Source organism: Corynebacterium sp. UMB0012, assembly GCF_030216265.1.
Lineage (GTDB): Bacteria > Actinomycetota > Actinomycetes > Mycobacteriales > Mycobacteriaceae > Corynebacterium.
The window spans coordinates 45,053-68,166 of record NZ_JASOKQ010000005.1 but is presented as its reverse complement, the minus strand read 5'-3'; the positions used below and the strand labels follow the sequence as shown (position 1 = coordinate 68,166).

The following is a 23,114-nucleotide window of genomic DNA, read 5'->3' as shown; positions in this document are numbered from 1 at the left end:
CAATGGGAACCACGCACAAAAGATAAAAGGAGAACACCATGAGCGAACCAACTACGCAGTCCGAAGAGCGCACCACCTTGGTCTATGACGATGATGGCCTGGGCCGCCCGCCTTGGGCGATGTCCTCGCCGATGCTGAAGGAGTATTACGACACCGAATGGGGCCTGCCCATTTTCGATGAAGCTGGACTTTATGAGCGTTTGAGCCTCGAGTCCTTCCAGTCCGGCCTGTCCTGGGCTGTGGTGCTCAAGAAGCGCGAGGCGTTTCGCGCGGCCTTTTGTAACTTCGATCCGGACAAGGTCGCCCAATTCGGCGAGGCAGACGTGGAGCGTTTGCTTGGCGACGCCTCCATTATCCGCAACGAAACCAAAATCCGCGCCGCGATTAATAACGCCAAGGCGACCATCGCTCTGCGCGAGGAAGGCGGGCTGGCGGAGTTCATTTGGGCCTACCAGCCTCCGGAGAACCTCTACCCCACCGTGATGGAGGATATTCCGAAAAAGAGCTACGAGTCCAAGCTCATGTCCCGCGAGCTTAAGAAGAAGGGCTTTCGCTTCGTTGGCCCGGTTACCTGTTTCGCGCTCATGGAGGCCATCGGCATGATTGATACGCACCTTATCGGCTCCCATCGCCGCGGTACCTCCGGGGTATGGCTGGAGAGCGGTGTGCCGAATTATGGCTTAGCGCAGGAATACAACGCGCTCACGAACTCGCAGACAGCGAGCGCCGACGACCTCCACGGCGCTGCTAGCTAGTCCGCCTCGCGCGCTTATCCAGCGCGGCGGGCCGCTAGGTCATCGCGACGGCCATAACCATCGGGCCCGGCGTGCGGGCCGTCAAAGTCGCCGTCCTCACCATCGCTATAGCTCAGCGGAAGGTGCACGAAGTCCGGGCTCTCATCGTCGATTTCCACAACCACGGCACCTGGGCGGCGCAGATTACGCGGAATCTTCAGCTCTTCGTCCTCGGCGTTGCGCACGCCCAAGCGGGCGCGGCGCAGGTGGCGCACGCGGCGGCGCATCAGTGCCTGTTCCTGGCGTACCTGGGAGCGAAGGGCGATCAAGTAGGCCACGGTGAGCACGCCGGCGACGGCAGCCAACCACCAAGTCCAACCACCGACCACGATGCCGAGGGCTACCGTGAGTACCACAGCCACGGCCAGCCCCAGCAGGGTGCGCTGACGGCGCTGGTAGCGCGTTGCAGACTTTTCCTTTTCCGCCACCGGATCCCAGCCACCGCGGCCCAAACGACGCTGGGCAAACTCAACCTCGTCCTCGGACAGGTCGGTATCCATGCCGGCGTCGTCTGCTTCGGCGGTCTCAGCGAGTTCTTCAGCTCCCTCGGTATCCACCGTTTCTGCAGATGCAGGCTCGGTATCATCCGCGCTGGCAGAATTTGCGGAGTCGTTTTCACTATCCTCGGCCTTGTCTACGGCACCCGGATACATGAGGTCTACCGGTGAGGTATAGGTTTCGTCATAGGCATAAGCATCGCTCGCCACGCTAGAGACAGCTGGGGCGCTAAAGACCTCAGCCTCGGCGGCGGCAACATCGGAGGCTTTGTCCTTAGTGGACTCGTCCGCGGCGTCGTCCTCGTCCTCCAGGAGCACGTCATCGACATCGTCCGCCTCTGCGGTGCTGGCTTCCTTGTCCGCATCAGCCTGCTGGGAGACAGGAACCGCAGCTGCCTGTGGCTCGACTGCAGTCTCGTCTTCTTCTGCAATCGCTTCTTCCACCAATTCACCATCGATGGTTTCTGCCTGTTGCGTGGATTCTTCACCAGCGGTGGAGGCGGATGCTGCAGTAAACGCACGGCTACCGCTACCGAAGGGCTGGGACTTGGCCCGGCGTGCGGCACCGGCAATAGTTACGGAGCGCGACGAGGACTTGGTGGCCTTACTATCGGATTCACTGTCGGCAGCGTCTGCGGCCTCGACGACTTCGTAGTCCGCCTCATCCTCATCGTCACGGCGGTGGACGTCGCCGGCGCGCAGGCGCGGACGACGCCGGCCGGCGACCTTGCCGGAATCTCCTTCAAAAAGGACACGGGTATCTTCAAAGGCCTCACCGGTATGGCTCATTGGGCGGTTATTCCTACCCAATAGCCACGGTGCGAGCACGAAGAGCCACACCACGATGATCGCGATAATCGGCACAGCTGTCGACACGAAAAGGACCTTCCCCTTGAATACAGATGATTACTCCACCTTAAACGGTGAAACCGCACCGTAGCACCCCAAATTCGCACAAATTACAATGTTGTGACTTATGTGAAAATTGAGGTCGGATTCCCAGCGCTTGGGAAGCTATTTCACGCCAGTCGTCCAGCTTGACGCAGGCGCTCCACCGCCGTAGAGGCAAAGTCTTCTTTCACCAACGCCACGTAGTGGTGGTCCTGCCACGCGCCGTCGATATGCAAATTGCGCCGCAAATACCCTTCATGCCGAAACCCGTTGACGGTCAAGACGCGACCCGAGGCCGGGTTATGCTCCAAATAGGTGGCGGTCACGCGGTGCAAACCCACTCGCCCAAAGGCGTGGTCCACGCCCAAGGCGGTGGCGGCCGTAGCCACCCCGGCGCCGTGAACCGCGGAATAGACCCAGTAGCCAATCCAGCAATCGCGAATGCTGCCATGCTGAATATTTCCCAGGGTCACCTGCCCCGCGAATTTCCCCTCCACCTCAATGACGAGCGGGACCACCAGCGCCTCACGCGCGGCGGTGCGCAGGTACATCAGGTGATTCCACCACGCCTGCTGGCTATGCGCCTCCGCCCACGGTGCGGCTTGGGTCGGCTCAACCGGGCGGAGGAAACTTTCATCGTCGATGCGCTGACGCCGCCACTCATGGCCGTCGGAACGCAGCAGGGGGCGCAAACGCATCCGCGCCCCCGAGGGAAAGACAGAAGAGGAGGGAAGCTGGACAAGAGGAGTAGATTCCGGCCACCCAGGATGCATGTCATCGGTGGGGCCGGTAGCAGGATGGCGGAACCTATCCGCCGCGTTGCCGAAAGGATCGAGCATTAGCTGCGCTGGGTCAAAAACAACACATCAACCACATCGCCCGGGCGGATTTCCGTGACCTCTTCCGGCACGCGAATCATGGCGTTGGCCTCTGAAAGGCCGGCCAAGAGGTGTGCCGGGGCCCCTGCGGCACCGCCGAGGCCTTCCACCAAGTAGTCCGCGGTTTCGGCATCGCGCATCAGACGAGCACGGATGAAGCCGCGCCGGCCAGGACGAGAATCGATGTGGTTTAACGCGCGGGCACGCACCACGCGACGGTGCGCATTACGCTTGCCCAGCGCCAAGCGGATGAGCGGGCGGATATACACCTCAAAGACCACAAGCGCGGACACCGGATTGGACGGCAGCAAGAAGGTAGGAATGCGCTCCTCGCCCACCAGTCCAAAGCCCTGAACGGAGCCGGGATGCATGGCCACGCGGGAGGTATCGACATCACCAAGGTCGTCGAGGATCTCGCGGATAGCCTCGGCACCAGCGCCGCCCACTGCGCCGGAGATTACCAGCACCTCGCTGCGGGCAATGTGCTTTTCCAACGCTTCGCGGATGCGGCGCGGCTCGCCCTCGGCAATGCCTACGCGGTGCACCTCCGCCCCGGCTTCACGGGCCGCGGCAGCTAAGGAATAAGAGTTCACGTCAAAAACCTGGCCCAGTGCCGGTTCTTGATCCAAGTCAACCAACTCGCGGCCAAAGGAAATGATGGTAATACGCGGCCGCGGATACACCAGCACCTTTGAGCGGCCCACCGCGGCTAGAAGGCCAATCTGGGCAGGCCCCAAGACGGTGCCGGAAGATACGGCGACATCGCCAGGCTGAATATCGTCGCCCACTCGGCGCACAAAGTCACCAGAACGCACCGGGCGGTGGGCGGTAACGCGCTTGCGGCCGCGGTCAGTCCACTCGAGGGGAAGGACGGCGTCGGCAAGCGTGGGCAAAGGCGCACCCGTATATACGCGCACCGCTTGCTTAGGTTGCAGGCGCAGCGGCTGCTTGGAGCCGGCCGGAACCTCGCCCACCACGGGCAAGGAACGCTCTACCTCCGGCTGCGGGGAATCCGCATCCTCTTCGCCCTCTGCGGACTGTTCTTCCTGGTCCTTGTGGCGGCGCACCCGCAGGCCCCGCTCGCCTCCAATATCCACGGCGCGCACCGCGTAACCATCGATCGCCGCCTGCGGGAAGCCTGGCAGGGGCTGGTTAGCCTGTACCTGCTCGGCGCACATCAAACCCAGCGCGTTGGAAATACCGATGCGCACCGGCTCCGGCGTCGTCGCCGCATCCGTTACCAGCGCCAACTGGTCATCAACTGAACGCATAAGGTCTATGCCCGCCCTTTCTTCGCTTCCACGTCCTTGGCCACCGGGAAAATCCCTAGGCTAGGCCGTGCTCGTCCTCATACTCGGCCATGATTTGCTTAATCGCTTTATACAGCGTGGGACCATACTTTTCATCGCGCAGGCCAAAGTCCACGTTGGCAGGGATATAGCCGCCGGGATTGCCTAAATCATGGCGCTTTCCTTGGTGGACTACCACGTGGACGGGCTCGCCTTCCTCAATGAGGAGCTCGATGGCGTCAGTAAGCTGCAGCTCGCCGCCCTTGCCCGGCTTAATACGGCGCAGGGCATCAAAGATCTTGCGGTCCAAAAGGTAGCGGCCGGTGGCCACGAGGTTAGAAGGAGCATCCTCTACTGCCGGCTTTTCCACCATGCCCACGACCTTCTTCACGCCAGGGGCATCGGTATCCTCCACGTCGAAGACGCCGTAGTTGTAGGTCTGCTCGCGCGGGACCTCGAAGGCGCACAGCACGCTGCCGCCCAATGCCGCACGCACACGCGCCATATCCGCCATGACGGTGGCGGGCAAGACAATGTCATCAGGGAGCATGACGGCGAAGGAATCCTCGTCTTCCTCAAGCACCTCTTCGGCAAGGCCCACCGCGTGGCCCAATCCCAGCGGCTTTTCCTGCTCCACCGCAACGGGGTGAATGATCTGCTTGGCGCGCTTGACCTTGGCCACCTGTTCGTCCTTGCCGCGAGATTCGAGGGTCTCTACCAGCTCGGGGAAAGCCTCGAAGTGGCGCATGACTTCTTGCTTATCGGGCGCGGTAATCACCGCAAGGCGGCGCGCGCCGACAGACGCTGCCTCCTCTGCGATGAGTTCGATGCCGGGAGTATCAACAACGGGCAGCAGTTCCTTGGGAACCGTCTTGGTGGCGGGCAAAAATCGGGTGCCCATACCTGCCGCTGGAACTACAACCGTGGTGATTCCGCGGGCGGAATCTTCGCGTTCTATAGCCATGCACAATAGCGTACAACGCCACATTATTTTCCCGTGCACCGCTACGCCGCGGGGTTATGATTTATTTATGACCTCTTCCATCACCGCCAAAAACGAGCTGCGCGCCCGCTTGGTCCAGGCCCGCCGCGAACTTTCCTCCGAGGACCACGATGCTTTTACCGCCGCCGTGCGCAAGCATCTCGAATCCGAGCTCACCGAGTCCATGACCGTGGCCGCCTACTGGCCCTTGGGCTCTGAGCCCGGTGGTGCGGACTTTGTGCCGTGGCTCAAGTCCCATGTCTCCCGCGTCCTCCTGCCAATTTCCGGCGAGAATGGCACCTTGACCTTTGCCGAATACCGCGGCAAGGAAACAATGCACACCAGCCCACTGGGGTTGAATGAGCCCCAGGGCCCAAGCTTTGATAGCAGCGTGCTGGCTGAGTGTGATCTAGTGCTCGCCCCCGCCATGGCGGTGGATGCCAAGGGCAACCGCATGGGCAAGGGCGGCGGCTACTATGACCGCGCGCTAGAACCGCTTCCCCACGGCAAGCCGCCGGTTTTCGCCATGGTCTACCCCTCCGAGTTTGTAGACGAGCTGCCTACCGAGGATCATGACCGCAAGGTTGATGCCGCCGTCACCGCAGAGGGCATTACCCGCTTCTAGTTTTCAGGGTGCGGGAACCATGCGCGGTTTCGGGCAGTCTAAAAGAGTATGCCCACTTCACGTATGCCCCGCCTCATTTCCACCCTTCGTACTCCTGGCCACCGCCGCGGCGTTGTAGTGCGCCGCGCCATTGCGGTGGCCCTTCTTATTGCCGCGCTGGCTTCGGCTCTTTCGGCGGCCAAGGAGTTACCGCGCGTGCCCGTCTTTAGCCGCGATCTGCCGGCAGGGGCGGAGCTGGCGCTTGCCGACGTCGACCTAGCCCGCCTTCCTACCTCCTCCATCCCCGATTCGGCGGTAGCTGCAGAGCCAGAAGAGCTGAGCGGCCGGGTCATTACCGCGGCAGCCGGCAAGGGCGAAGTGATTACCGATGCTCGCCTTTTGGGAGAAGACCTCGTCTCCAGCTTGGTTAGCGGCTCCGACGCCGCGTCTGCGCGGATGATCCCGGTGAAGCTCGCCGAGCCAGATATCATCCCCCACCTACACCATGGCGATACCGTGGACGTGGTAACCGCCGTCGACGCCGCATCCTCCCCGGCCGAAGAGGGGTCGGCTCCCACAACGCCCACCGCGCGCGTTATCGCCACCGGCGGGCGCGTGGTGTCGACCTCTAGTTCCGAGGGCGAGGCCTCTTCCTCTACTGTTTTGCTCGCGCTGCCCCATGACCACGCCAATGATGTAGCCGCGGCGTCGCTAAGCCAACCACTCACGGTGGTCATTGTTGGTGACCGCGCTCACCCGCAACAACGCTAGACCATTTCAGCCACAACAGTTGTGGTTGGTTAACAGCTGCACTAAAGTTTCGCCATGTCCATGGTTTCTAACTACCCTTAGTTATTCCCAGAAAGGTTCGTGCATATCACTATGCTCAAGGGTTTCAAAGACTTTATTATGCGTGGCAACGTCATCGAACTTGCCACCGCGGTCATCATCGGCTCCGCCTTCACCGCAATCGTCACCGCCGTTACTGACTCGATCATCCAGCCGATCATCAATTCCCTTGGCTCTGCTGAGGTGGACGGATTGGGCTTCCAAATCACCGACAACAAGAACACCTTCGTGGACTTCGGCGCAGTAATCACTGCAGCGATTAACTTCCTCATCATCGCCGCCGTGGTCTACTTCCTCATCGTCATGCCGCTCAACAAGCTCACCGAAGCTGCGAAGCGCCGCCACGGTGTGGACCCTGAGGCTCCGGCACCAACCTCCGAGGAACTGCTCGCGGAAATCCGCGACCTGCTCGAGGCCCAAAACGTCTCCGATAAGGACATCCCGGGTACCGGCATTGACGGTTCCGCCCACGGCGCTACCGACGCCGATAACGGTTCCACCGGCGGCGGCCGTCACCAGGCCTAGTTCCCTTCGCTGCATATACAGCGCAGAGCCCGCGGTTTCACTTCTTCGGAAGCGAAACCGCGGGCTTTTAGGTACCTCTGTGACTGCAGACCTGCATCCTGTTTTAGGCACTAGCCGCCGTAGTGTGGGGGCTGGTTTTCTCGGTAGAATTGCTCATCACGCTGACCGGACTCCCCCTCTGCCGCCACCGAATCCGCGTCATCGACAGTAACGATTCTCTCTTCATCAACACCGTGGGAAGCGGGTGCGCCGGGCTTATCAGCACTACGGTCATAGCCGGCAGCATCCGATTGGCGGAATACCCGCCGGCGGTTTCTCCGCGACGTCATAGAAAATACCCTGCAGTTACTGGACACTAGACTGCTGCAGCTGGTCAATGAGGTGGTGAACCAGAGGCGCCAAGGTAGCCATGCCGTCGCGGATGGCAGCGCGCGACGAGGCAAGGTTGACCACTACAGTAGAGCCCGAAACACCCGATAGACCGCGGGACGTACAGGCATCCACCGCGCCACAGGCTTGGCCAGAAGAACGCAAAGCCTGGGCCACGCCCGGCACCATCTTGTCGATGACAGACCGGGTAGCCTCCGGAGTCTTATCGCGTGGACCGACACCGGTGCCGCCCACGGTGAGGACCACGTCCACGCCACCGACCACGGCGGTCTCAATTGCCTGACGGATCTTGGATTTTTTGGAACGCACCACGATGGCGCCATCAACACGGAAATTGGCCTCCGCAAGCAACTCACTTACCAGCTGAGAAGTGCTATCGGATTGCTCACCAGGATGATCGGTGACAATAACGATGAGCCCGCGGCGCGGGGCAGCAAGGCTATCCTCCTGCTCGCTTGCCAGCAAGAAGGCATCATCGGGTTCGGCAACATCCATCAAGGAATCGCGCTTAGTCGCGCCATCGGGCTGCGCGGAGTCGGTCACATCGTGCTGCGAATCTGGCATTTTTCTCCTTAAGTTAAGGCATTGCGGCCTTGTGGCGGGGTGAGGTATGGCGCATTCAGCACCTAATGAGGTCTTGCACAGTAATTTACTCGCCTGAGAGGGTTACCTCTACCTGACGGCTTTCTTCCGAGTCTTCGCGGGTAACCTCCAAGGTCACCGTCGCGCCAAAGTCTTGCGATCGCGCCGCCGCGATGAGCGCATCAGCGTTTTCGATCAGGCGATCGTTGACGCGGGTGACAATATCGCCATCCTTCAAGCCCGCCTCATCTGCTGGGCCACCCGGCTCTACCTCGGCGATGCGGGCACCATTGCCGTCGTCGCGCGCTAGCACCTTCACGCCAAGGGTCGGGTGAGAAACTTTGCCGTCGTTAATGAGCTCATCTGCCATGCGCTTGGCAAAGTTGGATGGAATGGCAAAGCCCAAGCCAATGGAGCCGCCCTCGCCGGAGGAACTATTAGACAGCGAAGCAATCATGGAGTTCATGCCCACGATATTGCCGTCTCGATCCACCAGCGGGCCGCCCGAGTTGCCAGGGTTTACTGCGGCATCGGTCTGAATGGCGTCAATCAATGAAGACTCGCCGCCTTCCTGGGAAGCGCGAACGGGACGGTTCTTTGCCGATACGATACCGGAGGTCACGGTCGCGTTTAGCCCCAAAGGAGAGCCCACGGCCACTACCTCTTGGCCCACAGCAACGGAATCGGAGTCACCGAATTGCAAGAAGGGCAGGTCCTTGACGTCCTTGATTTTCACGATGGCAACGTCCGTATTCGCATCCGAGGCCACCACCTCAGCATCATGCTTACTGCCGTCATTCATGGTCACCTGCATCATGCCACCGTGCTCAGCACCGGCAACCACGTGGTGGTTGGTCAGTACATAACCATCTGGGGAGATGACAGAACCGGAGCCTTCAGCCCCACCAGTCCGAGTCATCGTCTGGATAGAAACCACCGCCGGCAAAACCTTAGAGGCAACTTCTTCAACGGAACCCTGTTCCGGTTCCTTACCGGTGCTATTGTTGGCCGGCTCTGCTTTGAGGGCTTCATTGACCACGGAGGTATCGTTATTGCCTCCCCCGGAAGTCCAGCCAACAACAGCGCCGGCAATCGAGCCCGCTGCGATGGAGGCTACGGCCGCCAAAGCGGTGGCGGCACCCAAGCCGATTTTCTTCTTTTGCTCCGGCTGCGGGGGCAGAGGAGTGACCATCGGGCCTTCCTGCCCCTGACCGCTAAAGCTTTGGGCCTGTGGGGCATTCGGATAGGCCCCCAGCGAACCTAGCGTTCGCGGGTCATCGCCTTCAGCACCGCCGCGCGGCTGATTCCACCCCTGCGAATAGGAACCGACCTCATACGCCTGCGCACCAACGCCACCATAAGGACCAGTGCCAACGCTGTAGGGGCCAGCATTTCCGGCACCCGCATCCGGCTCTCCGGTCTCCCCAAAGTTCGGACCCCGCTGAATCGGTTCGGCCCTACCCAGACCTTCCTGGGATTCTCCTTCTGGAGAGTTTCCATCAAAGGCGCGGTAATCGTCATTCCTCATGTTCATGAGAAAACTATGCCTCATTTCGCTTGGTCAAGACTGAAACTGATCTGCCAACCTACTAGGAATTCCTGAAAGGTTGCTGTATTATCTCACCAGTATAAATGCTTATACACTAGCCCTGATTAAACCAGCGCTGCGCAAAGATTTCACCGCGGTCGCTCGGGTCTTCCTTACCACCCGGCAGCCCCTCATGCAGATCTGCCAAACCGTCCACGAAAACCTCACCCGACACAGGCTTGCCCGGCAAGATGACTTCCATGCGGGTACCACCATCATTAGACACGCGGATCTTGATGGTGCCATCGTGACGTTCAATCACCGATTTCACAATGGCCAGGCCCAAGCCCGAGCCCGGCATGGAACGCGCTTCCGCCGAACGGTAGAAGCGTTCAAAGACCTTCTCCCTCTCCTCCGGCGCAATGCCAGGCCCGGAGTCATCAAAGCGCAGGCGCACCTCGCGGGTGGATAGCTGATCCATAGACACGCGCACCGTGCCAGTAGCCGGCGACCACTTGGCCGCATTATCCATGAGATTAAGCGTGGCACGGCCCAATGCGAAGGGGTCGCCGTCCAGCTCCCACGGGATAAAGCGCACCAAGAACTCCACATCGGGACGGCGGCGGCGCGCTCGCTCCAGCGAAGCCATCATGACTTCACAAAGGTCAACCGGTTCCGGTTCACGCTCATTGCCGTCCTCGCGCGCCAAATCAACGAGGTCTCCAATCAAGGTGGAGAGCTCATTCATCTGGGACATGACGTCATCTTCGAGGTCCTTGCGGTCCTCATCGCTAATACCAAAGCCACCACCGGCGCGATTGAGCATCATCAAAAGCTCAATATTGGTACGCATAGAGGTCAGCGGGGTCTTCAGCTCGTGTCCGGCATCGGCTACGAATTGAGACTGCTGCGAACGGGATTCCTGCAGTGCCTCCAGCATCTGATTAAAGGAGGTGGTCAACTGCGCCATCTCGTCGTTATTAGAGACCTCAATAGGACGCAGGTCGTTGGTCTGCGTCACGTAATCCACCGCTCGCTTCAGCCGGGCGATGGGTTGCATACCGGTTTTGGACACGATGAGGCCTGCAAAAATGGCGAGCAAGATGCCAAGGCCAACGATAATCAGAAGCACAGTGCCCAAGATGGCTATGAGCCCTTGCGTAGGAGCGAGAGACTGAGCAACGACCACGGTAGAACCAAGATCATGACGCTTGGCCAGCACTCGCTCGCCACCCACGGTACGCACGGAAGTTTCCGTGTAATCCTCCGTTCGGTGGAAGTCCCCGCCCACAGGAATGGTGTCGCCGTAGGAAAAGCTCATGGAGGGCGGTGATAGGGCTACGCGGGTGCCGGGGTTATAGGACTTAAAGTCCTCGATTTCCTGATCCACGTTATCCATGAACCGCGGGTCTTGGCTTTGCCGCAACAAGACATCGGCCTTGGCCTCCAAGCGGTCATCGACTGAGGCAGTAAGGGACATAGAAACAACCCAATACGTTGCCAACGTCATCAAGGCAACGGCTACGGCCACCACAAGGCCAGTAACAGTAGCAAGGCGCCACCGCAGTGGCGTCCGTGAAGCCCAACTCCCCTGACGATCAGAGAACTCGGTAAGAGGGGTGGACTGTACTTTACCGGAAGCCACCGCAGGGGAAGCGGGCTTCCTTAAAATCACGGATTAGACTCCCTCAAAACATAGCCCACGCCACGGACCGTGTGGATGAGGCGAGCATCGCCCTCGCCCTCGGTCTTCTTACGCAGGTAGCCGATATAGACCTCGAGAGCATTGCCGGAGGTAGGGAAATCGTAGCCCCATACTTCTTCCAAGATCTTGCTGCGGGAGAGAACCTTGCGGGGATTTTCCATCAGCAGCTGCAGCAACGCAAACTCGGTACGAGTCAAGGAAATTGCGCGGCCACCGCGGCTGACTTCGCGAGTATCAGCGTCGAGTTCAAGGTCCTCGAAGCTCAGCTTGCTTTCCACTGGGGCTTCAGCTGCGATGGAATCTGCGGAGGCGCGGCGCACCAAGGAGCGCACACGGGCCAAGAGCTCCTCCAATGCGAACGGCTTTGGCAGGTAGTCATCAGCGCCGGCATCAAGGCCAGCCACTCGGTCCGAAACACCATCGCGCGCAGTTAGAACGAGGATCGGACGGTCCCAACCCTCACTGCGCAGGCTGCGGCACACCTCGAGGCCATCCATGTTGGGCATCATGACGTCCAGAATCAGCAATTCGGGATTCTCAGCGCGCACCGTCTCCACGGCCTCCAAGCCGTCGTTAGCGGTCAGCACTTCGTAGCCGTTAAAGCGTAAGGAACGGCGTAGCGATTCGCGGACGGCTTGTTCATCATCCACCACAAGGATTTTCATAGGCCTAATTATTACTTATGGCAGTCAACTTCATGAAGTTTAGGGAAATATTTACCCCCACAGTCCCCCAAATACGGCTAAAACATGCTTATAGAACGCTTCTAAAGCTAAAAATCCCCGCCCAGCCCTCTAATCGAGAGCGGACGGGGAGATTAAAGAGCGAGCTTAGAACTGCTCTACGTCAACCAGGCCCAGCTTGGCAGCCTTAACCAGGCGGCGCGGGATACGGACGGTCTGGCCGTCGATGGTGACTTCCTGGAGGGCTACATTGTCAGCCTTCCACTGGGAACGGCGTGCGTGGGTGTTCGCACGGGACTTCTTAAACTTAGGAGTTGCCATTTTCTACTCTCCTCCTTACGCGTTCTTCTTCTTGCGGCGTGCCATGCCACCGAAGCGCTGGTTGAAGCGCTCGACGCGGCCGGCGGTATCCATAACGCGCTGTGCACCAGTCCAGAACGGGTGGGACTCAGCGGTAACGTCAACGACGATCAGTGGGTACTCGTTGCCGTCTTCCCACTCAACGGTGCGGTCGGAGGAAGCGGTGGACTTGGTCAAAAAGGAGTGACCGGTACCAGCATCACGGAAGACTACCGGGTGGTAATCCGGGTGAATATCTTTCTTCATATATATTCCCTCAGGGTTGGACTACGGGTCGGTTCCACACCCTTAGCGTGGATCGTGCCCGAGTTGGGACGTACAAATTTCACTCTGTTAACCGCGCGCCGCGCGGCACGGGTCAACAACCTGAATTATCCTACAGTCAACTAACCCATATGCGAAATCCCCAACCAGCGGCAACCACTCATTTCACTCCCGTTTCTTGCGCCACGCTTAACGGTGCCCCACAGGCAAACACCACCCCAGCACGGCAAACGGCCCACCTGTCACAGCAAGATAGCGATTAGGTAATTCGCGTCCGAGGCTGTAAGATTTTCCCTTGCTGTTGTCAAAATATACGTTTTACGCCCCGTCTACTGGTGTTTGACGATGGCGCCGCACCCGCTCACACCTCACTTTTGAGCACTGCCACCCTCACACGGCAGTCGGCGCTTCATTGTCTATAGCCATGATGTGGGCGGCTAGGAGAAAGAAGACCCATGTCGGCTATTTGCCAGGTAACGGGCCGCAAGCCGGAATTCGGCAAGCAGGTCTCGCACTCGCACCGCCGCACTTCGCGCCGTTGGAACCCCAACGTGCAGCGTCGTCGCTACTACCTGCCCTCTGAGGGCCGTACCATCACCCTGAATGTTTCCACGAAGGGCATGAAGATCATCGACCGCGATGGCATCGAGTCCGTTGTGGCTAAGATTCGCGCACGTGGGGAGAAGATTTAAGTATGGCACGTAACGATATCCGCCCAATCATCAAGCTTAAGTCCACTGCGGGCACCGGTTACACCTACGTGACCCGTAAGAACAAGCGCAACAACCCGGATCGCATCACCTTGAAGAAGTTCGATCCGATTGCCCGCAAGCACGTCGAATTCCGCGAGGAGCGATAATCAATGGCTAAGAAGTCCAAGATCGCTAAGAACGAGCAGCGCAAGGAAATCGTCGCCCGCTACGCGGAGCGTCGCGCTGAGCTCAAGAAGATCATCAAGAACCCGAACACCCCGGATGAGGAGCGCCTGGAGGCTCAGTTCGAGCTGAACCGCCAGCCTCGTGACGCTTCCCCAGCCCGCGTACGTAACCGTGACGCTGCCGATGGCCGCCCACGCGGTTACCTCCGCAAGTTCGGCCTGTCCCGTGTCCGTATGCGCGGCATGGCTCACCGTGGTGAGCTGCCGGGCGTTCGTAAGTCCAGCTGGTAAAGGGGTAATTGCACAATGGCTAATAAGCGCAATAACCAAAAGAAGTTCCGTATGGAGCAGAGCCGTCGCCCAAAGAAGAACCCTTTGAAGGCCGAGGGCATCGAGAAGGTGGACTACAAGGACACCAAGACTCTGCGTCTGTTCATCTCGGATCGTCACAAGATCCGTTCCCGTCGCGTCACCGGTCTGACCCCGCAGCAGCAGCGTCAGGTTGCTACCGCCGTCAAGAACGCACGCGAAATGGCTCTCCTGCCGTTCACCACCCGCTAAACAGTAGCTGGGTATCAACAGCGCACTTTTGCCGCTGGCAAGTGTGACACGGTAAAAGAACCATAAGCTTCCGCCGCCCCCCTCCTCGAGGGCAGGCGGCGAAAGTCGTTTTATCCCTCCCATCCCTTCCCTGCGGCCCACATGCCCGGCTTACCAGGCTGAGGTGTTAGATTGAAAACATTCGTGTACCCCGCAGCCGGCGGGGTACACTGGCCCCGCACTAGTGAAAGGCAGTGAGCAATGGCCCTGCACAAATCCCTACTCGATCTCTCCGAGCTCGCCCCGCACTGCCAGTCTCGCGCTACGGCCCGCGGACTGCTCGCAGAGGCCCAAGATATCTTGCGCAACGCGGTCGCCCACCAGGACAATGAGATTGAATTGGCCCACTGGTATTCCCGGCTGATTACGGATATTGTTCGCTCCCCGGGGGTCAACTCCCCGGTCCGCCTTAGCGGCGCTGCCGCCCGCGGCGACCAGTTGCCCTCCATGCCCGTGGTGTGGATGGGTGAAGATGCCGATCTGCAAGAGGTCTTCGCTGATGTCGGTCTCCAGGCTCACGTAGCCGCCGATTCCATCGCCGCGCGAGTCGACGCCGGCCTGCCCCTTGGAAACGGCGGAGAACAAGCGCTACTGGAAGAAGCCTTGGGCCAGCGCCCTCCTACCCTAAAGATGGTCGATGGCCTGCCGGACCGCGATACAGCGGTGGATATTAAAGTCACACTGCTCTCCCCCATCGCGGCAATCGCACGCTGGGCGGCGCCGGGGCCGCGCCCCACGGTGGATCGCTTAGCGATCGGCGTGGAACGCGATCTGCTTAGCGCCGCTGATGCAGAGGCTTTGGACCTAGCGTGGCGCACTGGCTATGCGTTAGAGTTGCGCCGTTGGTACGAGGGGGTTAGTGATCACTCGGCAACATTGCGCGATCTCCCGCCGTTGGACCGCACTGCTTATGGCTCCGCGTGCCGCATTGTCGCGGCGGCGTTTGAGTCTATTGCCCGTCGGACGGAAGAATATAAATAGTCTCTACGGTGCGGATTCGGAAGCAGTACCTAGTCGGGCATAAGATTGTACAGTTGATTATTAGAAGTGATTTCTCTTTTGCGAAAGGAGGCGTCCCACCGCATGGCAGGCAATGTCGGTAGGCCGCGTAAACACAGCCCGCGGCGCAGGGGCAATAGCGCCCGAGAGGAGATCCTGGACGCCTCCTCCGAGCTTTTCACTACTCAGGGTTTTGCTACCACGTCCACGCACCAGATCGCAGACGCGGTGGGCATCCGTCAGGCGTCGCTGTACTACCACTTCCCGTCCAAGACGGAGATTTTCCTGACGCTGCTCAATTCCACCATCGAGCCCTCCTTGGAGTTGGCCGATGAGTTGGCGGGTACCGACGCGGCCCCAGCACAGCGCCTGTGGTCTTTGGTCGCCGCAGAATCGCGTCTGCTGCTCACCAGTGGCTGGAACGTGGGCCGCCTGTATCAGCTGCCGGTGGCTAATTCTTCGGAGTTCTCCGAGTATCACGAGTCGCGCGACCGCCTGCAGAATCATTTCCGCTCCACCGCCGCCGCCATTGTGGGCGAGGATGACCCCCGCGTGGAGCTGCCCTTCCACATCGCGCTGTCCGTCATTGAAATGCGCCCCAATAACGGCACCCCTCCGTTCGACGCTTCCCAGTCGGTTCCGGAGACTGCCGCCATGCTTGCCGACGCCGCCTTGGCCGTCCTCGGTGCCTCCGTCCCCGACAATGCCGAGGAAACTACCCTCGAGCTACTGAAAAATCGCAACGACTCCATCTCTGCGGCCGCCGCCGCTGCGGCCGACCGCAAGAAGAAGTCGCGCTAACTCTTTCTTAGCGCTGCCACGACTCCGTGAACTCGCCCGTGGCGGCCAATCCGCCGCCCTCGCGCACGCTCACTGCGCTCGGGGTCACCACTATGATCGACGGATCCGCATTGACGTAGTAGTTATTGCCGTCTTGGGTAACGTCGCTCGTCTGGAACTGGCCATCAAACATCGACGATCGATAGATCTTGTCGCCACCTCCGGTCTCGCAAATGATGACCCTGCCGTCGGGACCAGCCCCAGCGAACAAGGCACGCTCAAAGCGCTGACAGTTGGCGTAGCCTCCGTCGAGCCATCCGTACTCGTTGAAATCAGAAATGTAGTTTCCCACACCCGTCTTCTGACCCCCACCGGTGGAAGACGGGGCTTCCTGCTTTTCCGTCTGCGTGACCGTAACTACCGGCGGTTCCTCAGGGGCTTCCTCTTGCTTGGTTACAGTCTCTTGCGCGGCTGTGGATTCCTCGGCGTTTTCCTCTTCTCTGTCGGAGTTATTGACCGTGGTCATTCCGCTGCCCTTCCCTTTGAAGCTCGGGGCAGCGTCGTCCGTGGAGTCACTGCAACCGCTCAGCGCGAGGCTGGCGGCCACGAGCGGGACGAAACCTGCGGCAATGAGCGAGCGGAGGCTTAAGCGAGAAGTCATGAGTTTTCCTTTCTACTGGCAGGCTTAGCAGGCAGGGCTGGACCACTGGGTATCGGCCTGCGCTAGGGCTTCGGCCATGGAGGTAAGCACCGTTTGGGTGGAGGCGTACTGGCCATCAGGGGATGAGGCAATCAGTGCCACGGCTACGTCGTGCCCGCCCAGTTGCACGATGCCCATCTGCCGCACATCGTAGGAACCGGCCGGGCTCGGTCCCCAGCCGCCTTTCATCAAGGCGCCCGGCAGGGTGCGCAGGCCGTAGCCTTGGGCGGGATCGGCGACACCCATGGCGTCGATAATCGGCTGCGCTCCTTCAACGCAGCGCAACCCGGCCATAAACTTTGCTTGGTTGCCCACGCTCCACATGGTTTGGCCAAAGGCCGTAAATTCCGGGCGGGTGACCTGGGATTGGACTTGGGTGGCGGTATCTCCCGCCTCCGCGATGACGCTTTGTGCGGCCTGCGCGGCGGCGGTGCCCTCCCCTAGCCCCGCCCACGCGGCTTTGGCGGCCTCGTTATCGGAGTAGGTAATCGCGGAAGACACCAACTGGTTATCGGCAGCACCCGTGCGATTCGCCGCGATGAGCACCGGCACCTTGGAGGTTGACCACGCGGCTTCGGGAGCGGTGCGCCCCGCTTCAATGGTGGTGGTGCCATCGGAGACCGCGATGCCCACATCGCCGTGTTCGGCCACGATGCGGTCAAGCACGGCTTGGACGTCACCAGAAGGGGCCGCGGATGAGGCCGCGGGCGCTGCGGTCGTGGTCTCTTTTCCGTAGAGGGGATCCGCCGTGCCACGGGCCTCGGTATTGACAAAGGTAGGGGAATTATTCGCCGCGTCCTCGTCGCCGCAAGCGCTGAGGGTGAGCGCGCAGGCGATAAGGGCAGCTGCCGGGCCCCAGGCCCGGCAGATAGGGAATGTCATGGCATTTAGCTTAGGCTAGTGCGCGAAGTGGCGGGTACCGGTCAGGTACAAAGTAACGCCGGCTTCCTTCGCTGCCGCGATGACTTCTTCGTCGCGGATGGAGCCGCCGGGCTGAACAACGGCCTTAACGCCGGCGTCGAGAAGCACCTGCAAACCATCGGCAAACGGGAAAAAGGCGTCGGAAGCGGCGAAGGAGCCCTCGGTGCGGTTGGCACCATCGGCCAAGGTGTTAGCGCGCTCGACAGCCAGCTTGGCGGAGTCAACGCGGTTGACCTGGCCCATGCCTACGCCCACGGTGGCATTGTCCTTGGCCAGCAAGATGGCATTGGACTTCACCGCGCGCACGGCGCGCCATGCGAATTCGAGCTCAGCCAAGTCGGACTCGTTGAGGGCCTCGCCCGCAGCCAGGGTCCAGTTGGCCGGGTTATCGCCCTCGGCCTGGTAGGTGTCTGGCTCTTGGGTGAGCACGCCGCCGGAGATGTACTTGCGCTCCTCGTGCTGGTCTTCGTGCTCTGCCTGCAGCACGCGCAGGTTCTTCTTGGCCTTGAGCACCTCGATGGCGCCGTCCTCATAGGAAGGAGCGACGATGACCTCGGTAAAGATCTCCTTGACCTGCTCGGCCATCTCTACGGTGACCTCACGGTTGACGGCAATCACGCCACCGAAGGCGGACATTGGGTCGCACGCGTGCGCCGCACGGTGGGCGGCGGCGATGGACTCCTCGGACACGGCAATGCCGCATGGGTTGGTGTGCTTGATAATCGCAACACAGGGACGCTCGTGGTCCCAGGCGGCGCGCCACGCGGCATCCGCATCCTGGTAGTTGTTGTAGCTCATCTCCTTGCCATTGAACTGGGTGGCATTGGCAAGGCCCTTGGAACCGATGCGGGTGACAGTCGCCGCCTGGTGAGAGTTCTCGCCGTAGCGCAGCGGGGTGGTTTGGCCCTCCTCGCTGAGCTGATCCACGAACCACGCGGAGACGGCCGCATCATAATCCGCGGTGTGCAGGAAGGCGTCGCGCGCCAAGCCGCGGCGCTGCTCCAGGGTAAAGCCACCGTTGTTCACGGCCTCCACTGCCTCACCGTAGCGGGAAGGGTCTACCACAACGGCGACGGACGGGTGGTTCTTGGCGGCCGCACGCACCATGGATGGGCCGCCGATATCAATCTGTTCCACGCAGCCATCAAAGTCCGCGCCCGAGGCCACGGTCTCGCGGAAGGGATACAGGTTGACCACGACGAGCTGGAAAGGCTCTACCTCGAGCTCGGAGAGCTGGTTGAGGTGGTCGTCCTTGCGGGTATCGGCCAGGATTCCGGCGTGCACGCGCGGGTGCAGCGTCTTGACGCGGCCTTCCAAGCACTCCGGGAAGCCGGTGAGCTTTTCTACCGGGGTGACCTCGATGCCTAGGTCCGCGATCTTCTTCGCGGTGGAGCCGGTGGAGACGATTTCCACGCCTGCCTTATCGAGGGCGCGGGCTAGATCCTCCAGCCCGGTCTTGTCGTACACGCTGATAAGGGCGCGCTTTACCTGCTTGCGGTCTTCGCTCATGAGGAGGATTAAGCCTTTCGAAAAGTCTTAGTCTGCGAGTTGAATAGTTAGTTTCTCGTCGTGGACGTTAGCTGCACGCAGCACCTCCACGATGAGATCGCGCTCTACTTGTTTAATGCGTTCATGGAGGGTGGACTCGTCATCGTCCGCGTCAATGACAACGGGGCGCTGCGCGATAATGGAGCCGGTATCCACGCCCGCGTCCACAAAGTGGACGGTAGAGCCAGTGATCTTCACGCCATAATCTAGGGCGTCGCGCACCGCGTGCGCTCCCTTGAAGGCAGGCAGCAGCGCCGGGTGGGTATTGATAGTGCGGCCTTCGAAGCGGTCCAAGAATTCCTGGCCCAGGATCTTCATAAAGCCCGCAGAAACAACAACGTCTGGCTGCGCAGCATCTACTGCGTCAACCAGACGTTGATTCCATTCGGCGCGATCCGTACCCAGCGCCACGACCTCGGTTTCAATCCCGTGGCCCTGTGCGCGCGCAATACCGTGGCATTCCTTATCCGCCACCACCTTCACTACCTGGTAATGCCCGGCCTGGGCATCCACAATGGCTTGTAGCAGGGAACCCGTTCCAGAAACGAGCACCACCACTCGGAGGCGTTCAGGGTCAGCGGTATAGCGCGGAGGCATCGGTGAAGTCACGCGCTATAGCCTAGCCCCTCTCCCCCTCCTCGGGGGAATCTTCGCCCGCAGAGTCCTGCTCACTCTCCCCCATTTGGTCCTTGAACTGTTGGCTCAGCGGCTTGGCGACGCCCCTTTCATTGCCCTCCTCAGCCTCATCCTGCTGCTCTGCTGTTTCTTCGGCTGGAGTGTCCTCTTCTTTCTGCTCTTCTTCCGGTTCCTCTGCGGCCTCGCCAGGTGCGGAATCCTGGGGCTCGTCCTCGACTACCTCGGCATCAACGATTTCCGGATCGGTGATGGGCTCGCGCTCCGGTTCGGCGGGGGCGTCGTCAGTTTCGGCGGTGGCTGCATCGGTCACCTCGGTAGTGGTGGCATCAGCAGCGGGCTCATCGGCGTACTCATCGGCGGTGTCCACACCAGGTACCGTGCGGGCCGCGCGCCAGGCCACGAAGGCGAAGCCTGCGGCAACGGCACAACCAACGACAGCCATCCACAGGGCGGTAAGGCCTGCGGCAGTCCACAGCTGCGGGCCGGTCGCGCCGTAGTAGCCAAGGTCACCGCTGACAAGGTAGCAGGCAACCAGCATGAGTACTGCGGAGGCCACCGTAGCTACGAGGACGTCTTGAAAGCTCGGACGTTTCTTGTACAAAGAGTAGATTGCAGCGCCGAGGGGGACGATCAATAGCGCCACAGCCCAGCTGGGCGCGGAGGCAGGAATGCCGCCGGTAATGGGCAGCGGTGGCAGCGGCACGAGGTGGGCGCTAAAGAGGCTTACCGAGCCTTCACCTACGGAGAACTCCGAGCCCACCAATACCGCCGCGGTGCTCACGATGGCATTGGGAATGTAGAGCACGCTCAGCAGCACGAGTCCGGCAATGCCTAAGCCGGAGATCGTAGGATAGTCATTCATCATCTCGCCCTGGCGGGAGACATTGACAAGGAATACCACCGCAAAGACTGCGGCTGCGCCAATGGCCAGGTAGGCGAGATAGCGAAGGGCGATCTGGGTGGCGTCGACAAGCGGGCGCGGTACCCCATAACGCTTGGCCAACGCCCGCCACAAGCGCCACCCCATACCGGACGCCATGGCTGCCAGATGCAGAACAATAACGCGCAGCAACGCCTGCGCCAGATTAGGCGGGGAGACGTCATAGACCTTGCCCGCATCCCACAGCATCAGCCACGCGATGATGGTAAATACCACCGGCACGCCAAACACGCAGGCCAAAAGAGTAAGCAGGTCCTTGACGCTGACCTTGTGTTTTACCGCGCTGCGCACCCGAACCGCCACCACCGAGGCAAGGATAAGCGCTGGCAAGGCCGGCAAGAAGGAAATATGCACATCAGCCGCAGAGACCGGGGCGAGGTTAAAGACCATCCAGGCCTCCGCCACGATGGTGTACCACCACGCCATGGGAGAGCCGGTGAGCATGAGACCGCCAAGCGCGATGGCCATAATGATAAGGACAATAACCACGTTGGGCACTGCCGCCGTAATAAGCATGCGGCGAATGCGCCCGGCTTTGGTCAGCGGCGCGGGGGTACGGCGCGCCTTGGCCTTGGAGCCGGCTTTACGGGCGACGCGCTGCGCCGATCCAGAGGACTGGCGTGAGCCACTGGGATGAGGCGCGCGTGGGGTGCGCTCCGCGCGCACCGTACGGCCCCGCGCCTGGCTACGCGGGCGGGGCGTTGACCGAGATTGGGGGCTGGTGTTTTTGTTCATCGGCGTCCACTTTGCCACCTTCCGGAAGTGAAATCGGGGTGGCGCGACGAGGCACTCGCAAAATCACCGGCGGCAACCCCTGTACCTGGGCTATACAAATATATAAGGAGTATAAAATCTACCCTGGTTTCACACCCTTAACTCTGGCTGTAATACTATGAAGGAAAAGGCCGCTAGTTTTGCGTGACGCACGCGGAGCTCGCGTGGGATCTTTATCGCACTAATAACATTCCGTGTGCCCCATGTTGCCTGCTCGTGGACAATTTCCCCGAGGCGAGCCTGAAAATTCTTTAATTTGGGTTGCTGTTATCTTTTCGAGACGCTACTGTTACATCTCGTTGGTAACAAGAAGGTCACAATCTCGTAACTAACTCGGTGGGGACGTAACACTCGTTCTGCGCAGATTGTGAAAATGACGAAAGAAGACCTAATGCGAAGCAAAGTTCAGCGTGGCGCCGGCCGCCATCGCAAGATTGTCACCTCGCAGACCGCGAAGGGCCGCATTGCCGTAATGACGGTTGCGGCAGGTGCAGTTTCCACGGCCGGCGTTGGTGGCGCAGCCGCCGCAAACATCCAGTCCGATGACGCGGCCACCACCAAGACGCAGTCCGTTGACTTCGAGCTCGCCTCTGACTCCACCCAAGTTGAGGATGCTGCTGCGGCTCCGGTTGATACCACCCCACAGATCCTCAACGTGGCTGAGGCTAAGCCAGTTACTGATCTGACCGATCAACTCAACAAGGCCATTCAGGCCTCTGAAGAGCGCGCCGCTGCCGACGAGGCTGCTCGCGCTCCGTCCGTAGCTCGCCCTGCCGAAGGCGCATTCACATCCCCATTCGCTATGCGCTGGGGCACCTTCCACAAGGGCGTCGACATCGCCAACTCTCCCGGCACCCCAATCCTTGCCGTCATGGATGGTACGGTCATCGACTCCGGTCCAGCTTCCGGCTTTGGCCAGTGGATCCGCATCATGCACGACGACGGCACCATGACCGTTTATGGTCACATGCAAACTCTTGACGTGGCCGTTGGCGAGCACGTGCATGCCGGCCAGAAGATCGCCGGCATGGGCTCGATGGGCTTTTCCACCGGCTCCCACCTCCACTTCGAAGTTCACCCGAACGGTGGCGAGGCAATCGATCCGCAGCCTTGGCTGGCTGAGCGAGGCATCGACCTCTAAAGCCCCACCCCAACACCTTCTTGTTAAGCGCTGCAGAGAACTTCTCTGCAGCGCTTTGTCATGCCCACAGATACTCTCCCCTCACCTAGTACACTCGCCCGGAAGATGGGATTACATCAACTGCGCCCCAAACCGCCCCAAGGGCGCACTACACCGCCCTTGGCGCCGCCTGAGGGCTCCGCTGCCATTAGTGAACACAGCACCAGCTAGACCCTCGCCACGGCCCCACAAGAGAGCCAGAAGCACATTCAGACAAGTCCAGTGCGCAGACTTGTCGCAGGTGAGTGGATATTTTTAACGTTCAGCCACCGACACCGCATGAGACTGCGGACCCAAGCCATGGACGCCACCCCCAAGGTTCACCCCCAGACCCTAAA

At 60.5% G+C, this 23,114-nt stretch carries 27 protein-coding genes; 11 read left to right on the top strand and 16 right to left on the bottom strand.

Annotation, left to right across the window (positions count from 1 at the left end; all coding sequences use genetic code 11):
- The first annotated feature begins 38 nt into the window (after nucleotides 1–38).
- Nucleotides 39–755 (top strand): DNA-3-methyladenine glycosylase I, encoded by a 717-nt coding sequence (locus QP324_RS03860; RefSeq protein ID WP_284814575.1) that lies wholly within the window; start codon nucleotides 39–41, stop codon nucleotides 753–755.
- Nucleotides 756–769: 14 nt separating this feature from the next.
- On the opposite strand, the gene glpR is transcribed toward QP324_RS03860, so the two are convergent.
- From glpR to QP324_RS03840, 4 genes are all read right to left on the bottom strand, one after another.
- Nucleotides 770–2,167 (bottom strand): gephyrin-like molybdotransferase receptor GlpR, encoded by a 1,398-nt coding sequence (glpR, locus tag QP324_RS03855; protein ID WP_284814574.1) that lies wholly within the window; start codon nucleotides 2,165–2,167, stop codon nucleotides 770–772.
- A 143-nt stretch (nucleotides 2,168–2,310) separates the two neighbouring features.
- On the bottom strand, nucleotides 2,311–3,021 hold the full coding sequence (locus QP324_RS03850) for a GNAT family N-acetyltransferase (RefSeq protein WP_239279246.1): 711 nt from the start codon (nucleotides 3,019–3,021) through the stop codon (nucleotides 2,311–2,313).
- Nucleotides 3,021–4,331: a gephyrin-like molybdotransferase Glp gene (glp, locus tag QP324_RS03845; protein ID WP_005329134.1), complete on the bottom strand. Its 1,311-nt coding sequence runs from the start codon at nucleotides 4,329–4,331 to the stop codon at nucleotides 3,021–3,023. Before glp ends, QP324_RS03850 begins: the two co-directional genes overlap by 1 nt.
- A gap of 55 nt (nucleotides 4,332–4,386) precedes the next feature.
- Nucleotides 4,387–5,313 carry a UTP--glucose-1-phosphate uridylyltransferase gene (locus QP324_RS03840; RefSeq protein WP_284814572.1) on the bottom strand — a complete coding sequence of 309 codons (927 nt, stop codon included), beginning with the start codon at nucleotides 5,311–5,313 and terminating at the stop codon, nucleotides 4,387–4,389.
- A 67-nt stretch (nucleotides 5,314–5,380) separates the two neighbouring features.
- Here QP324_RS03840 and QP324_RS03835 point away from each other — a divergent pair, with 67 nt between their 5' ends.
- The 3 genes from QP324_RS03835 to mscL all read left to right on the top strand — a co-directional run bounded on the left by QP324_RS03835 (nucleotide 5,381) and on the right by mscL (nucleotide 7,309).
- Nucleotides 5,381–5,956 carry a 5-formyltetrahydrofolate cyclo-ligase gene (locus QP324_RS03835; RefSeq protein ID WP_284814570.1) on the top strand — a complete coding sequence of 192 codons (576 nt, stop codon included), beginning with the start codon at nucleotides 5,381–5,383 and terminating at the stop codon, nucleotides 5,954–5,956.
- A 48-nt stretch (nucleotides 5,957–6,004) separates the two neighbouring features.
- Nucleotides 6,005–6,706 carry an SAF domain-containing protein gene (locus QP324_RS03830; RefSeq protein ID WP_284814568.1) on the top strand — a complete coding sequence of 234 codons (702 nt, stop codon included), beginning with the start codon at nucleotides 6,005–6,007 and terminating at the stop codon, nucleotides 6,704–6,706.
- Nucleotides 6,707–6,817: 111 nt separating this feature from the next.
- Nucleotides 6,818–7,309, top strand: a complete 492-nt coding sequence (gene mscL, locus QP324_RS03825) for a large conductance mechanosensitive channel protein MscL (RefSeq protein ID WP_284814665.1) — start codon at nucleotides 6,818–6,820, stop codon at nucleotides 7,307–7,309.
- Nucleotides 7,310–7,419: 110 nt separating this feature from the next.
- Here mscL and QP324_RS03820 read toward each other — a convergent pair whose 3' ends face one another.
- The 7 genes from QP324_RS03820 to QP324_RS03790 form a co-directional block, all read right to left on the bottom strand.
- Nucleotides 7,420–7,638, bottom strand: a complete 219-nt coding sequence (locus QP324_RS03820; protein ID WP_284814566.1) for a hypothetical protein — start codon at nucleotides 7,636–7,638, stop codon at nucleotides 7,420–7,422.
- A 16-nt stretch (nucleotides 7,639–7,654) separates the two neighbouring features.
- Nucleotides 7,655–8,263 carry a molybdenum cofactor biosynthesis protein B gene (locus tag QP324_RS03815; protein ID WP_284766852.1) on the bottom strand — a complete coding sequence of 203 codons (609 nt, stop codon included), beginning with the start codon at nucleotides 8,261–8,263 and terminating at the stop codon, nucleotides 7,655–7,657.
- Between the two features lie 85 nt (nucleotides 8,264–8,348).
- The gene (locus QP324_RS03810) at nucleotides 8,349–9,815 is read right to left on the bottom strand and encodes a S1C family serine protease (RefSeq protein WP_284814564.1); all 1,467 of its coding nucleotides are present in this window, start codon (nucleotides 9,813–9,815) and stop codon (nucleotides 8,349–8,351) included.
- Nucleotides 9,816–9,924: 109 nt separating this feature from the next.
- Entirely contained in the window at nucleotides 9,925–11,484 is a 1,560-nt protein-coding gene (locus QP324_RS03805; RefSeq protein WP_284814562.1) for a HAMP domain-containing sensor histidine kinase, read from the bottom strand.
- Nucleotides 11,481–12,179, bottom strand: a complete 699-nt coding sequence (locus tag QP324_RS03800) for a response regulator transcription factor (protein ID WP_284766849.1) — start codon at nucleotides 12,177–12,179, stop codon at nucleotides 11,481–11,483. Before QP324_RS03800 ends, QP324_RS03805 begins: the two co-directional genes overlap by 4 nt.
- A 165-nt stretch (nucleotides 12,180–12,344) precedes the next feature.
- Nucleotides 12,345–12,518 (bottom strand): 50S ribosomal protein L32, encoded by a 174-nt coding sequence (rpmF, locus tag QP324_RS03795; RefSeq protein ID WP_005279913.1) that lies wholly within the window; start codon nucleotides 12,516–12,518, stop codon nucleotides 12,345–12,347.
- A gap of 15 nt (nucleotides 12,519–12,533) precedes the next feature.
- The gene (locus QP324_RS03790; RefSeq protein ID WP_005323793.1) at nucleotides 12,534–12,803 is read right to left on the bottom strand and encodes a type B 50S ribosomal protein L31; all 270 of its coding nucleotides are present in this window, start codon (nucleotides 12,801–12,803) and stop codon (nucleotides 12,534–12,536) included.
- Between the two features lie 473 nt (nucleotides 12,804–13,276).
- Between QP324_RS03790 and rpmB the strand changes: the two genes are divergently transcribed.
- From rpmB to QP324_RS03760, 6 genes are all read left to right on the top strand, one after another.
- Complete coding sequence (gene rpmB, locus QP324_RS03785) at nucleotides 13,277–13,513, top strand: 50S ribosomal protein L28 (protein ID WP_005279911.1); 237 nt, start codon at nucleotides 13,277–13,279, stop codon at nucleotides 13,511–13,513.
- 2 nt (nucleotides 13,514–13,515) lie between these two features.
- Nucleotides 13,516–13,680, top strand: coding sequence for a 50S ribosomal protein L33 (rpmG, locus tag QP324_RS03780; RefSeq protein WP_005279910.1), 165 nt, complete (start codon nucleotides 13,516–13,518; stop codon nucleotides 13,678–13,680).
- A 3-nt stretch (nucleotides 13,681–13,683) separates the two neighbouring features.
- Nucleotides 13,684–13,989, top strand: coding sequence for a 30S ribosomal protein S14 (gene rpsN / locus QP324_RS03775; protein ID WP_005279906.1), 306 nt, complete (start codon nucleotides 13,684–13,686; stop codon nucleotides 13,987–13,989).
- A gap of 15 nt (nucleotides 13,990–14,004) precedes the next feature.
- On the top strand, nucleotides 14,005–14,259 hold the full coding sequence (rpsR, locus tag QP324_RS03770) for a 30S ribosomal protein S18 (protein WP_005279904.1): 255 nt from the start codon (nucleotides 14,005–14,007) through the stop codon (nucleotides 14,257–14,259).
- A gap of 240 nt (nucleotides 14,260–14,499) precedes the next feature.
- On the top strand, nucleotides 14,500–15,279 hold the full coding sequence (locus tag QP324_RS03765) for a putative nucleotidyltransferase substrate binding domain-containing protein (RefSeq protein ID WP_284814560.1): 780 nt from the start codon (nucleotides 14,500–14,502) through the stop codon (nucleotides 15,277–15,279).
- 102 nt (nucleotides 15,280–15,381) lie between these two features.
- Entirely contained in the window at nucleotides 15,382–16,098 is a 717-nt protein-coding gene (locus QP324_RS03760) for a TetR/AcrR family transcriptional regulator (protein ID WP_204609795.1), read from the top strand.
- 7 nt (nucleotides 16,099–16,105) lie between these two features.
- Here the strand turns inward: QP324_RS03760 and QP324_RS03755 are convergent, their stop codons facing one another.
- From QP324_RS03755 to QP324_RS03735, 5 genes are read right to left on the bottom strand one after another with little or no spacing between them, the layout of a single operon-like run.
- Nucleotides 16,106–16,738: a hypothetical protein gene (locus QP324_RS03755; RefSeq protein WP_239279234.1), complete on the bottom strand. Its 633-nt coding sequence runs from the start codon at nucleotides 16,736–16,738 to the stop codon at nucleotides 16,106–16,108.
- 24 nt (nucleotides 16,739–16,762) lie between these two features.
- Nucleotides 16,763–17,659 carry a hypothetical protein gene (locus QP324_RS03750; protein ID WP_284814557.1) on the bottom strand — a complete coding sequence of 299 codons (897 nt, stop codon included), beginning with the start codon at nucleotides 17,657–17,659 and terminating at the stop codon, nucleotides 16,763–16,765.
- A 15-nt stretch (nucleotides 17,660–17,674) separates the two neighbouring features.
- Nucleotides 17,675–19,207 (bottom strand): bifunctional phosphoribosylaminoimidazolecarboxamide formyltransferase/IMP cyclohydrolase, encoded by a 1,533-nt coding sequence (gene purH, locus QP324_RS03745; protein WP_284814555.1) that lies wholly within the window; start codon nucleotides 19,205–19,207, stop codon nucleotides 17,675–17,677.
- Between the two features lie 27 nt (nucleotides 19,208–19,234).
- A complete protein-coding gene (purN, locus tag QP324_RS03740) occupies nucleotides 19,235–19,855 on the bottom strand; it encodes a phosphoribosylglycinamide formyltransferase (RefSeq protein ID WP_284814554.1) in 621 nt (206 codons plus the stop codon).
- A gap of 10 nt (nucleotides 19,856–19,865) precedes the next feature.
- A complete protein-coding gene (locus QP324_RS03735) occupies nucleotides 19,866–21,575 on the bottom strand; it encodes a DUF6350 family protein (protein WP_284814552.1) in 1,710 nt (569 codons plus the stop codon).
- 412 nt (nucleotides 21,576–21,987) lie between these two features.
- Here QP324_RS03735 and QP324_RS03730 point away from each other — a divergent pair, with 412 nt between their 5' ends.
- Entirely contained in the window at nucleotides 21,988–22,737 is a 750-nt protein-coding gene (locus QP324_RS03730; protein ID WP_284786478.1) for a M23 family metallopeptidase, read from the top strand.
- Nucleotides 22,738–23,114 lie beyond the last annotated feature (377 nt).

What these genes read in the sequence shown, in the direction of transcription:
- QP324_RS03755 (WP_239279234.1), bottom strand. Translation starts at nt 16,738, where the DNA reads ATGACTTCTCGCTTAAGCCTCCGCTCGCTCATTGCCGCAGGTTTCGTC.
- QP324_RS03835 (WP_284814570.1), top strand. Translation starts at nt 5,381, where the DNA reads ATGACCTCTTCCATCACCGCCAAAAACGAGCTGCGCGCCCGCTTGGTC.
- QP324_RS03810 (WP_284814564.1), bottom strand. Translation starts at nt 9,815, where the DNA reads ATGAACATGAGGAATGACGATTACCGCGCCTTTGATGGAAACTCTCCA.
- rpmF (WP_005279913.1), bottom strand. Translation starts at nt 12,518, where the DNA reads ATGGCAACTCCTAAGTTTAAGAAGTCCCGTGCGAACACCCACGCACGC.
- QP324_RS03800 (WP_284766849.1), bottom strand. Translation starts at nt 12,179, where the DNA reads ATGAAAATCCTTGTGGTGGATGATGAACAAGCCGTCCGCGAATCGCTA.
- QP324_RS03850 (WP_239279246.1), bottom strand. Translation starts at nt 3,021, where the DNA reads ATGCTCGATCCTTTCGGCAACGCGGCGGATAGGTTCCGCCATCCTGCT.
- QP324_RS03760 (WP_204609795.1), top strand. Translation starts at nt 15,382, where the DNA reads ATGGCAGGCAATGTCGGTAGGCCGCGTAAACACAGCCCGCGGCGCAGG.
- QP324_RS03830 (WP_284814568.1), top strand. Translation starts at nt 6,005, where the DNA reads ATGCCCACTTCACGTATGCCCCGCCTCATTTCCACCCTTCGTACTCCT.
- QP324_RS03765 (WP_284814560.1), top strand. Translation starts at nt 14,500, where the DNA reads ATGGCCCTGCACAAATCCCTACTCGATCTCTCCGAGCTCGCCCCGCAC.
- mscL (WP_284814665.1), top strand. Translation starts at nt 6,818, where the DNA reads ATGCTCAAGGGTTTCAAAGACTTTATTATGCGTGGCAACGTCATCGAA.
- QP324_RS03820 (WP_284814566.1), bottom strand. Translation starts at nt 7,638, where the DNA reads ATGACGTCGCGGAGAAACCGCCGGCGGGTATTCCGCCAATCGGATGCT.
- purH (WP_284814555.1), bottom strand. Translation starts at nt 19,207, where the DNA reads ATGAGCGAAGACCGCAAGCAGGTAAAGCGCGCCCTTATCAGCGTGTAC.
- QP324_RS03790 (WP_005323793.1), bottom strand. Translation starts at nt 12,803, where the DNA reads ATGAAGAAAGATATTCACCCGGATTACCACCCGGTAGTCTTCCGTGAT.
- rpsN (WP_005279906.1), top strand. Translation starts at nt 13,684, where the DNA reads ATGGCTAAGAAGTCCAAGATCGCTAAGAACGAGCAGCGCAAGGAAATC.
- QP324_RS03860 (WP_284814575.1), top strand. Translation starts at nt 39, where the DNA reads ATGAGCGAACCAACTACGCAGTCCGAAGAGCGCACCACCTTGGTCTAT.
- QP324_RS03730 (WP_284786478.1), top strand. Translation starts at nt 21,988, where the DNA reads ATGCGAAGCAAAGTTCAGCGTGGCGCCGGCCGCCATCGCAAGATTGTC.
- QP324_RS03815 (WP_284766852.1), bottom strand. Translation starts at nt 8,263, where the DNA reads ATGCCAGATTCGCAGCACGATGTGACCGACTCCGCGCAGCCCGATGGC.
- QP324_RS03840 (WP_284814572.1), bottom strand. Translation starts at nt 5,313, where the DNA reads ATGGCTATAGAACGCGAAGATTCCGCCCGCGGAATCACCACGGTTGTA.
- rpsR (WP_005279904.1), top strand. Translation starts at nt 14,005, where the DNA reads ATGGCTAATAAGCGCAATAACCAAAAGAAGTTCCGTATGGAGCAGAGC.
- rpmB (WP_005279911.1), top strand. Translation starts at nt 13,277, where the DNA reads ATGTCGGCTATTTGCCAGGTAACGGGCCGCAAGCCGGAATTCGGCAAG.
- glp (WP_005329134.1), bottom strand. Translation starts at nt 4,331, where the DNA reads ATGCGTTCAGTTGATGACCAGTTGGCGCTGGTAACGGATGCGGCGACG.
- rpmG (WP_005279910.1), top strand. Translation starts at nt 13,516, where the DNA reads ATGGCACGTAACGATATCCGCCCAATCATCAAGCTTAAGTCCACTGCG.
- QP324_RS03750 (WP_284814557.1), bottom strand. Translation starts at nt 17,659, where the DNA reads ATGACATTCCCTATCTGCCGGGCCTGGGGCCCGGCAGCTGCCCTTATC.